The sequence below is a fragment of the Arthrobacter sp. 2MCAF15 genome (genome assembly GCF_052115605.1).
GTDB lineage: Bacteria > Actinomycetota > Actinomycetes > Actinomycetales > Micrococcaceae > Arthrobacter.
The window spans coordinates 173,003-182,987 of record NZ_JBFRGZ010000007.1 but is presented as its reverse complement, the minus strand read 5'-3'; the positions used below and the strand labels follow the sequence as shown (position 1 = coordinate 182,987).

Sequence of the window (9,985 nt, the reverse complement as noted above, 5' to 3'; positions counted from 1 at the left end):
CCTACCGGCAGATCTTCACCAGCAGCGGTGACCGCCAAGCCGCACTTGCGCCCTGGCTCCAGCACTACAACACTGAACGAATCCACACCGGCATCGGAACCACACCCGCCAACCGAGTGTCACCAACCTAATGGCTCAGTACATCTAGCGGTTGAATCACGCAAACAACCGGAGGTTCCCCATGCTCAAAGGATTCAAGGATTTCATCCTGCGCGGCAACGTGATCGAACTGTCCATCGCCGTCGTGGTCGGCACTGCCTTCACAGCCCTGGTCAGCGCGTTTACCTCAAACATCGTCAACCCGGTCCTCGCTGCGGCCGGCGGCGTCGAGACCCATGGCCTGGGCTTTTACGTCTGGCCGGGCAACGACAAGACGTTTGTCAACATCGGCGCCGTCGTCACGGCCTTCCTGACCTTCCTCATCACGGCCGGGGTGGTGTACTTCATCTTCGTGGCCCCCATGAACCGGATCAACCGCATGGTCAAGAGCAGGCTCGGCGCCGCCGAGCCCGAGGAAGAGCCGATCCCGGCCGACACCGCGCTGCTGGCCGAGATCCGGGACCTGCTCACCACACTGGCGGACCGGGAACACGACGGCGGCCCCGGCCGCCCCGGTTTCGATGGAAACGTCGCGCGGAACGTCGATGACAACGCAGGGCGGACCGTCGATGACACTGCGGGGAATGCGGCGGAGTTCGTGGACGAGGACCGCCCGCGCCACGCCGCCAGCCGCTAGCTGTACGGCCCGGGCAGGCGCCTTCGGGCGCTGGTCCGAAACTGTCACCCGGCGGCAACCCGGCCGAAACAGGTGGCCGGAATCATGGGAGCATGACGCGCAACGCCGCAGGCAAAAACCCAGGCAAAGGCCCCCGCAAAGGCCCACGCAAAACCCCGGGAAAAGCCCACTCCCCGGCCACCTCCGAGCTCAGCTGCGAAGTGTGCGGCCAGATGCCCGAACCCACGAAGGCGCGGCTGACGCTGGCCAACATCGCCGTGATGCTGCCGATCGAACTGCTGGTGCACGCGGCGGTGGTGGAAACACACCTGCCGTATGTTGCCAAGGTCCTGGTGCTGACCATGACCGCGACCATCCTGGTGATCTGGGTGGCCGAACCCTCGGCGGCCCGGATGCTCAGAAGCTGGCTGCATGCGCCGGCCCTGCGCCACCGGAGGCGGCTTGTCGCCGCGCCGGCCCTGTGGCGGGCGCGGACCGTCCTGAAAGACAAGCCGGGATCGCTGCAAAGACTGACGCAGGCCCTGGCCGGACTCAACACGAACATCCTGAGCATTCATGTCCACCCCGTGGCCGGCGGCGTGCTGGACGAGTTCGTGCTCTCGGCGCCGGGTGAGGTCCGCGAGGCCGAGCTGCTCCGGGCACTGCGGGCAGGCGGCGGCGCGGATCCGCACGTCTGGCCCACTACGGCCCTGGCCATGGCCGACGGGCAGACCGGTGCACTGAGCCTTGCCGCCCGGATCGCCGCCAGCCCCGAGGAGCTGCCCCTGGCGGTCGCGGAACTGCTGCGGGCCCGGATCATCCCGGGGCCCGCCGCCGGCAGCCCGGAGTCGCCATCCCCAGCCGAGGCGGACGGGACCGTCCTGAAGATCCCGACGGCGTGGCAGGGGCCCATCGCGTTTTCAAGGCCCGGCGAGCCGTTCACGCCGGCCGAGTCCGCCCGCGCGCACCGGCTGGCCGAACTCGCTGAGATCCTGGCGCACCGCCCGGACCACACCGGACCGGGACGGTAGCCCGGCCGGCCCGGCACTGCGGGCGGCGGGTCAGATGGCTGTCATCCGGATGCTGAGGACCCCGGGCTCCACTGTGACGCTGAGGTGCTTGGCCTTGCCGAGCGGGTCGCCGTCGAGCTGGAAATCCTGCTCGTGGGCGAGCTCGATCTCAGCCGACTTTCCGGCGAAGTATTCCACCGAGGCATCCTTGGGCTTGTTCCGGCCGAAGACCCCGGCCAGCACTCCCAGCCAGCCCAGGCGGCCGACGGGCGCCAGGATCACGACGTCGAGGATTCCGTCGTCGATCTTGGCTTTGGGGAAGATCTCCACGCCGCCCATGATCTTGCCGCAGTTGCCCACCATCACGCTGCGGATCCGGCGCCGCACGGCGTGCCCTCCGTCAATGCTGATCTTCGCCCGGATGGGCTTGCCCGGCAGGTGCCGGATGCCCGCTTCAACATAGGCGAGCCAACCCACGCGGTCCTTGAGTTCATCCACGGTGTTCGCCATGATGGCGGCGTCGTAGCCAAGCCCTGCCATGACAAGGAAGAGGTGTTCGTCCTCGGCGTGGTCCAGCCTGGCCTTCACCACGTCCACCTTGACATCCGTGCCGCTCAGGACGTCGTAGCTGGCGGCCACGGGGTCGGTGATGTCGACGCCGAGATTGCGGGCCAGCAGGTTGCCGGTACCCATGGGCACCAGGCCCATCGGTGTACCGGTGCCCGCGAGGACCTCCGCCACGCAGCGGACAGTTCCGTCGCCGCCCGCGGCGATGACGACGTCGACCCCGGCGTCCAGGGCCTGGCGCGCCTGGCCAAGCCCGGTGTCCTCCTTGGTGGTTTCCAGCCACAGCGGCTCGGCCCAGCCCTGGGTCTCGCACAGGCGGAAGAAGGAGGCCCGAAAGCTCTCGCCGGGAGATTTCATGGGGTTGATAACCACCGCGGCCCGCAGGGACGCGGTGGTATCGGGGGTCTCCGGCGTCGCCGTTTTGTTCTCTGTCATGACGTCCTTAGGGCAATTAGGCGGGAGAAGTCCCTAACGTGAAATCCTAGCCGCAGTGTCCGCGCAACCTCCGCAGCACCGGCGCAAATCGTGGACGTCGGCTCGTCTGCCTCACTAGACTGGGCTTCGTGATGTGCCGGAGCCTGCGCTCCGGACGCCGAAAGTGGGAGCAGATGACTGAACCAGAGAACTATTCGGCTACCGCTGAATCATCCAGCATGGATCCCCATGACTGGGGCCGGGCGATGGCCCTGGCGCTCACCCGGCTGGCCGAGCAGCTAGCCCCCGGCGACAGCGAGGACATCCATTCCTCGATAGTGGGCCGGGGCCTGCACCTGAAAATCAGTGACGAACCCGGGGGCGTCACCATCACGGTTTCAACAGGGCCCGTCCCGGATTCCGCCCCCTGAACTGACGGCGCTCTTCCGGCCGTCCTGTCGGAGGGGTGTTTCACCGCCCCGAGGTCAGGTCCTCCGAGATGAGTTCCGCCGTTGCCACCGTCGCGTCGCGCACGGCATCGAGGTAGGCAGCAGGGTCGGGCTGCGCCGAAACGCTCTGGGCCTGCAGCGAGACGTTGATCGCCGCCACCACTTTGGGCCCGTCATGGACCGGCGCCGCGACGGACATCAGTCCCAGCTCGAGTTCCTGGTCCAGCAGGCACCAGCCCTGGGCACGGACAGTGTCCAGTTCCGCCAGGAGTGCGGCCCTCGTTCCGATGGACCCGGGGGTCAGGGGCCGGATGTCCGCGGCCGAGAGGTACTCTTCCAGCTTCGCCGGGGCCAGGGCCGCCAGCAGCACCCTGCCCATGGAGGTTGCGTAGGCGGGGAAGCGGGTGCCCACCGTGATGCCCACCGTCATGATCCGCCGGGTCGAAACCCGCGCGATGTAGGCGATGTCGGTGCCTTCGAGCACCGCTGCCGACGTCGACTCCCCCAGCTCGAGCGAGAGCTCCTCCAGGTGTGGTTGGGCGAGCTGCGGCAGGGACAGCCCGGACAGGTAGGCGTAGCCGAGCTGCAGCACTTTGGCGGTCAGGGCGAAGATCTTGCCATCGGTGCGGACATAGCCCAGCTCCACCAGGGTGTGCAGGAACCGCCGGGCCGTGGCCCGGGTCAGTTCGGTCCGGGCCGCCACCTCGGTCAGCGTCATCTTGGGGTGTTCGGTGTCGAAGGCACGGATCACGGCGAGCCCGCGCGCCAGTGACTGCACGTATTGGTCGCTGGCCGCGGGCGCGCCGCCGCTCCTGGCTGGCTCAATCATTTTTCGCCTTTCGGTCCCGCATCACTTTAGCGGGGCGCAAGGTCTCCGGCCGCAGGACTGTCAGCGTGGGTCCGCCGGACGCAGCGGCACGGGGACCATGGCCTGGAGTTCCTCGAGTGTGCAGCCGAACGTCTCCCGCACCTGGACGCCGTCGGGCCCGGTCAGGAAGACGGCCTTGTCCGTGTAGACGCGGGTGACGCAGCCGATCCCGGTGAGCGGGTAGGTGCACGCCTGGACGATCTTGGATGCGCCGTCGCGGGTCAGGAGCGTCATCATGACGAACACGTCCTTGGCCCCGGTGGCGAGGTCCATGGCGCCGCCGACGGCGGGGATCGCGTCCGGGGCGCCGGTGTGCCAGTTGGCGAGGTCGCCCGTGGCGGAGACCTGGAAGGCGCCAAGCACGCAGATGTCCAGATGGCCGCCGCGCATGATCGCGAAGGAGTCCGCGTGGTGGAAGTAGGATGCGCCCGGCAGTTCGGTCACGGGGATCTTGCCGGCGTTGATGAGGTCGCCGTCGATCTGGTCCCCGGCGGCTTCCGGGCCCATGCCCAGCATGCCGTTCTCGGTGTGGAGCGTGATGTTCTGCTCCGGCTCGAGGTAGTTCGAGACCAGGGTGGGCTGGCCGATGCCGAGGTTCACGAAGGATCCGGGCTCGATGTCGCGGGCCACGAGCCGGGCGAGGTCGTCACGGCCCAGGGGTTTGTCTGAGGTCTGGATCGTGGTTTGGATGCTCATCTCAGGCCACCTTAACAATGCTGTTGACGTAGATTCCGGGGGTCACGATGACCTCCGGGTCCAGGCTGCCGGTGGGGACGATCTCGGAGACCTGGACGATGCTGTGCTTGGCCGCGGCGGCCATGATGGGACCGAAGTTCCGGGCGGTCTTGCGGTAGACGAGGTTGCCCTTCCCGTCCGCCGTGAGCGCCTTGACAAGGGCGACGTCGGCGTGGATGGGGGTCTCGAACACCTGCCACTTGCCGTCCAGGAAGCGGGTTTCCTTGCCCTCGGCGAGCATGGTGCCGTAGCCGGTGGGCGTGAAGAACCCGCCGATCCCGGCGCCGGCGGCACGGATCCGCTCGGCCAGGTTGCCCTGCGGGACGAGTTCGAGCTCGATCTCCCCGGCCTTGTACCTGGCGTCAAAGTGCCAGGAGTCGGACTGCCGCGGGAAAGAGCAGATCATCTTCTTCACCCGGCCCTCCTTGATGAGCAGGGCCAGGCCCTGGTCGCCCTGGCCGGCGTTGTTGTTCACCACGGTCAGGTCGGTGGCGCCGCACTCCAGCAGCGCGTCGATCAGTTCGAAGGGCTGGCCGGCGTTGCCGAACCCGCCGATCATCACGGTGGAGCCGTCCTTGATCCCGGCGACGGCCTCGCCGACGGTGTCAATGAAATTCAGCATCGCTTACGCCTTTCCTGTGTTGGTTCCGGCAACGGTCATGTTTTCGAGGACGACTGCGAGGCCCTGGCCGACGCCGATGCAGATCGCGGCGACGCCCCAGCGTTCGCCGGAGGCCTGCAGGGACCGGGCCAGGGTGCCGAGGATCCGGCCGCCGGAGGCGCCGAGCGGGTGGCCCATGGCGATCGCGCCGCCGTGCCGGTTCACGATTCCAGGATCGATGCCCCAGGCGTTGATGCAGGCCAGGGACTGCGCGGCGAACGCCTCGTTCAGTTCGACGGCGCCCACCTGGTCCCAGCCGATCCCGGCCTTCGCGAGGGCCTTGTTGGCGGCCTCCACCGGGGCGTAGCCGAAGTACTGGGGGTCGTTGGCGTGCGCGCCGCGGCCGGCGATGCGGGCCAGCGGGTCCAGGCCGAGCAGCCCGGCGGCGGCCTCGGAGCCGAGCCAGGCCGCGGAGGCGCCGTCGGAGAGCGGGGAGGCGTTCCCGGCGGTGACGGTGCCGTTTTCGGTGCGGAACACGGTCTTGAGCCCGGCGAGCTTCTCCGCCGAGGACCCGGGCCGGATGCCCTCGTCGCGGACCAGGTCCGTGCCCGGGACGGGGGCCACGAGGGTGTCGTAGAAGCCCTCGTCCCAGGCCGCTGCGGCGAGGTTGTGGGAGTTCGCGGCGAATTCGTCCTGCGCCTCGCGGGCAACGCTGTATTTCTCCGCGAGCCGTTCGGTGGCCTCGCCCAGGGAGATGGTCCACTCGGCGGGCATGGCCGGGTTCACCAGGCGCCAGCCCAGAGTGGTGGAGGCCAGGGTCATGTCCCCGGCCGGGTAGGGCTTTTCGGTCTTGGGCAGCACCCAGGGGGCCCGGGACATGGACTCGGCGCCGCCGATCAGCATCAGCTCCGCGTCGCCGGTGCTGATCTGCCGGGAGCCGATCATCGCCGCGTCCAGGGAGGACCCGCAGAGCCGGTTGACCGTGGTGCCCGGGATCGAGACCGGCAGCCCGGCCAGCAGGGTGCCCATCCGGGCGATGTTCCGGTTCTCCTCGCCGGCGCCGTTGGCGTTGCCGAACACCACCTCGTCGATCCGTTCGACGTCGAGCTTGGGTGCGCGCTTGACGATCTCGCGGATCACGTGGGCGGCGAGATCGTCCGGGCGGACGGCGGCCAGGCCGGACCCGAACTTGCCGAAAGGCGTCCTCACGGCGTCGTAGATAAAGGCCTGGTTCATGCGTTTGTATCCATTTCTTTCTCGTCCATGGAATGGAACACCTGCTGGGCGGTCTTGAAGGCGGTGTTGGCGGAGGGGACTCCGCAGTAGATGGCGGTCTGGAGCAGGATTTCCTTGATCTCGTCCCGGCTCAGGCCGTTGGTGATGGCGGCGCGGATGTGCATGGCCAATTCTTCCCAGTGCCCGTGGGCCACCATGGCGGTTATGGTGACGGCCGAGCGCATCTGGCGGCTGATCCCGGGCCGGGTCCAGATCCCGCCCCAGGCGATCCGGGTGATCATGTCCTGGAAGTCTTCGGTGAAGGAATCCTTGTTGGCGTTGGCGCGGTCCACATGCGCGGCGCCCAGGACTTCCCGGCGGACTTTCATGCCGCCGTCGTAGATTTCCTGGCTGGTCGCGCCGGGCTGGACTACACCATTCCTTTCGGGGCCGGTCATGCGCCCGCTCCCTGCGACTCGGTCCAGGTGATGAGGCCCTTCAGCAGTTCGACGATGTGGCCCGGCGCCTCAAACGGTGCCAGGTGTGCCACTCCCTCCAGGCTGACGGCCGTGGCCGTACCGCCGCCGGAGGTGATGCCGGCGGCCACCTCCTGGGCCATCGACGGCGGCGCCACCGCGTCCAGGACGCCGGCGACAACCTGGGTGGGGACGCGGATGGTGCCCAGCTGGTCCCGCACGTCGAAGCCGGCCAGGGCCTCGCAGCAGAAGGCGTAGCTGAAGCGGTCGGCGTCCCGGAGGGTGTGCAGGAGCCGGCTGCTGAGCTCCGGCTGGCTGTCCATGAATCCCGGGGCGAACCAGCGCTGCGCGGAGCCCTGGATCATGACGGGGGTTCCCTGGGTGCGCACGGTTTCAGCGCGCTCCAGCCAGCCCTCGGGGGTGCCGATCTTCGCGCCGGAGCACTGGACGGAGAGGCTCTTGAGCCGGTCGCCGTGTTTGATGCCAAGCTGCAGGCCGGTGGCGCCGCCGAGGGACACCCCGGCGTAGTGGAAGCGCGCACCGGGGGCGATCGAATCGACCAGGGCGATCACTGCGTCGGCGAGGTCGGCGACCGTGAAGGTCTCCTGGGCCGCCGGTGAGACGCCGTGCCCGGGCAGGTCCCAGGCGACGACGTCGACGACGTCGCCCAGCGCGGCGCCGGCCTGGCTCCACACGAGGGAGGATGTTCCGAGCGAGGGACCAACGATGAGGAGGGGCTTCTCGCCCAGCGGGCGCTGGGGCGAGAGCAGGACTGCTTTGACGGTGGGTCTAGCCACGGGAGGCTCCATTCTGGAGTTGGTGGGCGGTGGCGCGGTCATCTTCAGATGAGGCATCTTCCGGTGAGGCATTTCCCGGTGAGGCCGGCCCGGCGGTGTATTCCGGATACGCCGCAAGGATGCGGCGCGAGATGTCAGCGGCCTGGCCCAGGTAGTTGGCCGGGTCCAGAAGCTCCTCCAGCCGGGTGTCGGTGAGCAGGTCTTCCGGGACGGCCGCGCGGAGCAGTGCCCGGTAGGTGGCCGCCTGCTCCACGGCCGGGGCCTGGAGCGTTGCGTCCACGACGGCCTGCAGGCGCTGCTTCCCGGTTCTGCCCGGCTCCGCCTCGGCGCTGTTCACGTCCAAAAGCGGAGGCTTGTCCAAAAGCGGCGCGACGGCCGCGTTGACGGCTTCGGAGAGCAGCAGCGGACCGGCGAGGTCCAGGTTGCGGCGCATCGCCGCCGGGAAGACCTGCAGCCCCCCGGCCAGTTCGCGGAGCTGGGCCGCGGCGCCGAGGGCCAGGCGCAGCAGCTGGCGCAGGGCCGACCATTCGCTGTGCCACGCGCCGTCGGGCCGTTCGTCGTTGAAATTGGCCGCCGCGAGGTGCAGCTGTGCGGCCAGGGCCGGGGACTGCAGGGCCGCGCTGCGGATCAGCACGGACAGCACGGGATTCTGCTTCTGCGGCATGGCCGAGGACACGCCCCGCCCCGCGGCGCGCGGTTCCGCGAGCTCCGCCACTTCCGGCCGGCTCAGGAACAGGACATCCGCGGCCATCTTGCCGGCGGCGTCCGTCACGGCAGCCAGCGCGTCACCGAGGGAGGTCACGGCCAGCCGGTTGGTGTGCCAGGGCGCCGGAACGGTGGCAAGGCCCAGGCGGGCGGCCAGCCGGTCCGCGAGGTCCAAGGGGGTCAGCCCGGCTCCGGCGGTCCAGCCGCCGGCGGTCAACAGCGTCCCGGCGGCGAGGGTCCCGGCGGCGCCTCCGGTCTGCACGGGAAGTTCGAGGGCTCCGAGCCGGCGGGCCGCGGCAGCCAGCCCGCCGAACCACTGCGCCGCCCGCAGCCCGAAGCTGTAGGGCAGCGAGTGCTGGGTCAGGCTGCGGGCCACGCACAGCGTGTGCGCATGGGCCTCGGCAAGGCCAGCAAGAGCGGACGTGGCCGCCCTGAGCTCGGCGAGGAGCTCGCGCACGGCCCCTGCAGCCAGCAGCATCAGGGCCGAATCGAGCACGTCCTGGCTGGTCAGCGACGTGTGGACAGCCTGGACCGCGCCAATTCCGGCAGCGTCCAGGTCCCTGACCTGTTCCCGGAGGTCCGCGAGCAGCGGGATGACGGGGTTGCCGCCGCCCTGGGCGCGGACGGCGAGGTCCGCGACGTCGTAGCGCTGCACGTCCGCGGCGGCGGCCACCACCCCCGCGGATCCGGCCGGGACGAGCCCGGCATCCTCCAGGACCGCAGCCCAGGCGGCCTCGACGGTGAGCATGGCCGCGAGCACGGCACGGTCACCGGTCAGTGCTGCCACGCGGGGCGACGCGGACACGGGACTCAGCAGGCCAACGTCGCCGTCGGTCTCGAAGGACGTCACTTTGAGGCGCCCGCGGCGTCGCTGAAATCCAGGAACACGGTTTCGCCCTCGCCCTGCAGGCGAATGTCCCAGCTCAGGCCGCCGTCGGGATCCCTGCGCGCGATCAGCGTCCGGCGCCGGTCCGGTTCCAGCGAGCTGAGCAGCCGGTCCTGGGCCAGGGCGGCCTCGTCCTCGGGCAGGTAGACCCTGGTGAACAGGCGGTTCATGAGGCCGCGGGCGAACACAGCCACGGCGATGAACGGTGCCGCCCCGGGTTCGGTGGGGCCGGGGTTGACGGTGGTGAACGTGAAGGCGCCGGTGTTCCCCACGGCTGAGCGGCCGAAGCCGGTGAAGGTGTAGCCGTCGCGGACCAGGGAGCCGGTACGCTGCGGGACCTTGCCGTCCGCGTCCGCCTGCCAGATCTCCAGGATTGCGTCCGGGATCGGGTGGCCTGCGCCGTCGTACACGGTGCCCTGGAGCCGGATGGATCCCGGGGAACCGGGCGGCAGGAGCTCGCGGTCCTTGGCGTAGGGCAGGGCGTAGCCGAAGAACGGCCCGACGGTCTGTCCGGGGGTGGGGGCCAGTTTGCTGGGGTTACTCATGG

13 protein-coding genes are annotated in these 9,985 nt (G+C 69.4%); 4 read left to right on the top strand and 9 right to left on the bottom strand.

Features of this window, described 5'->3' with window-relative positions:
• The 3 genes from AB4089_RS10590 to AB4089_RS10580 form a co-directional block, all read left to right on the top strand.
• A partial coding sequence (locus AB4089_RS10590; protein WP_441409243.1) for an integrase core domain-containing protein occupies positions 1-131 on the top strand: 131 nt, incomplete at its 5' end.
• Between the two features lie 50 nt (positions 132-181).
• Positions 182-736 carry a large conductance mechanosensitive channel protein MscL gene (gene mscL, locus AB4089_RS10585; RefSeq protein WP_441409235.1) on the top strand — a complete coding sequence of 185 codons (555 nt, stop codon included), beginning with the start codon at positions 182-184 and terminating at the stop codon, positions 734-736.
• 92 nt (positions 737-828) lie between these two features.
• Complete coding sequence (locus AB4089_RS10580) at positions 829-1,746, top strand: ACT domain-containing protein (protein WP_441409234.1); 918 nt, start codon at positions 829-831, stop codon at positions 1,744-1,746.
• A gap of 30 nt (positions 1,747-1,776) precedes the next feature.
• Here AB4089_RS10580 and AB4089_RS10575 read toward each other — a convergent pair whose 3' ends face one another.
• Complete coding sequence (locus tag AB4089_RS10575; RefSeq protein ID WP_441409233.1) at positions 1,777-2,727, bottom strand: diacylglycerol/lipid kinase family protein; 951 nt, start codon at positions 2,725-2,727, stop codon at positions 1,777-1,779.
• A 173-nt stretch (positions 2,728-2,900) separates the two neighbouring features.
• Between AB4089_RS10575 and AB4089_RS10570 the strand changes: the two genes are divergently transcribed.
• Complete coding sequence (locus AB4089_RS10570) at positions 2,901-3,137, top strand: hypothetical protein (RefSeq protein WP_441409232.1); 237 nt, start codon at positions 2,901-2,903, stop codon at positions 3,135-3,137.
• A gap of 40 nt (positions 3,138-3,177) precedes the next feature.
• Here AB4089_RS10570 and AB4089_RS10565 read toward each other — a convergent pair whose 3' ends face one another.
• From AB4089_RS10565 to pcaG, 8 genes are read right to left on the bottom strand one after another with little or no spacing between them, the layout of a single operon-like run.
• Positions 3,178-3,984 carry an IclR family transcriptional regulator domain-containing protein gene (locus tag AB4089_RS10565; protein WP_441409231.1) on the bottom strand — a complete coding sequence of 269 codons (807 nt, stop codon included), beginning with the start codon at positions 3,982-3,984 and terminating at the stop codon, positions 3,178-3,180.
• A 60-nt stretch (positions 3,985-4,044) separates the two neighbouring features.
• The gene (locus AB4089_RS10560; protein ID WP_441409230.1) at positions 4,045-4,719 is read right to left on the bottom strand and encodes a 3-oxoacid CoA-transferase subunit B; all 675 of its coding nucleotides are present in this window, start codon (positions 4,717-4,719) and stop codon (positions 4,045-4,047) included.
• A 1-nt stretch (position 4,720) separates the two neighbouring features.
• A complete protein-coding gene (locus AB4089_RS10555) occupies positions 4,721-5,380 on the bottom strand; it encodes a 3-oxoacid CoA-transferase subunit A (protein ID WP_441409229.1) in 660 nt (219 codons plus the stop codon).
• Between the two features lie 3 nt (positions 5,381-5,383).
• On the bottom strand, positions 5,384-6,595 hold the full coding sequence (locus tag AB4089_RS10550) for a thiolase family protein (RefSeq protein WP_441409228.1): 1,212 nt from the start codon (positions 6,593-6,595) through the stop codon (positions 5,384-5,386).
• On the bottom strand, positions 6,592-7,032 hold the full coding sequence (gene pcaC, locus AB4089_RS10545) for a 4-carboxymuconolactone decarboxylase (protein ID WP_441409227.1): 441 nt from the start codon (positions 7,030-7,032) through the stop codon (positions 6,592-6,594). The genes AB4089_RS10550 and pcaC overlap by 4 nt, the downstream gene beginning before the upstream one ends.
• Positions 7,029-7,847, bottom strand: a complete 819-nt coding sequence (locus AB4089_RS10540) for an alpha/beta fold hydrolase (RefSeq protein ID WP_441409226.1) — start codon at positions 7,845-7,847, stop codon at positions 7,029-7,031. The genes pcaC and AB4089_RS10540 overlap by 4 nt, the downstream gene beginning before the upstream one ends.
• Positions 7,840-9,402, bottom strand: coding sequence for a lyase family protein (locus AB4089_RS10535; RefSeq protein WP_441409225.1), 1,563 nt, complete (start codon positions 9,400-9,402; stop codon positions 7,840-7,842). Before AB4089_RS10535 ends, AB4089_RS10540 begins: the two co-directional genes overlap by 8 nt.
• Entirely contained in the window at positions 9,399-9,983 is a 585-nt protein-coding gene (pcaG, locus tag AB4089_RS10530) for a protocatechuate 3,4-dioxygenase subunit alpha (RefSeq protein ID WP_441409224.1), read from the bottom strand. The genes AB4089_RS10535 and pcaG overlap by 4 nt, the downstream gene beginning before the upstream one ends.
• Between the last annotated feature and the right edge of the window lie 2 nt (positions 9,984-9,985).

Excerpts from the sequence above, each read along its gene's own strand:
- mscL (WP_441409235.1), top strand. The coding sequence starts at position 182 with ATGCTCAAAGGATTCAAGGATTTCATCCTGCGCGGCAACGTGATCGAA.
- AB4089_RS10580 (WP_441409234.1), top strand. The coding sequence starts at position 829 with ATGACGCGCAACGCCGCAGGCAAAAACCCAGGCAAAGGCCCCCGCAAA.
- AB4089_RS10575 (WP_441409233.1), bottom strand. The coding sequence starts at position 2,727 with ATGACAGAGAACAAAACGGCGACGCCGGAGACCCCCGATACCACCGCG.
- AB4089_RS10570 (WP_441409232.1), top strand. The coding sequence starts at position 2,901 with ATGACTGAACCAGAGAACTATTCGGCTACCGCTGAATCATCCAGCATG.
- AB4089_RS10565 (WP_441409231.1), bottom strand. The coding sequence starts at position 3,984 with ATGATTGAGCCAGCCAGGAGCGGCGGCGCGCCCGCGGCCAGCGACCAA.
- AB4089_RS10560 (WP_441409230.1), bottom strand. The coding sequence starts at position 4,719 with ATGAGCATCCAAACCACGATCCAGACCTCAGACAAACCCCTGGGCCGT.
- AB4089_RS10555 (WP_441409229.1), bottom strand. The coding sequence starts at position 5,380 with ATGCTGAATTTCATTGACACCGTCGGCGAGGCCGTCGCCGGGATCAAG.
- AB4089_RS10550 (WP_441409228.1), bottom strand. The coding sequence starts at position 6,595 with ATGAACCAGGCCTTTATCTACGACGCCGTGAGGACGCCTTTCGGCAAG.
- pcaC (WP_441409227.1), bottom strand. The coding sequence starts at position 7,032 with ATGACCGGCCCCGAAAGGAATGGTGTAGTCCAGCCCGGCGCGACCAGC.
- pcaG (WP_441409224.1), bottom strand. The coding sequence starts at position 9,983 with ATGAGTAACCCCAGCAAACTGGCCCCCACCCCCGGACAGACCGTCGGG.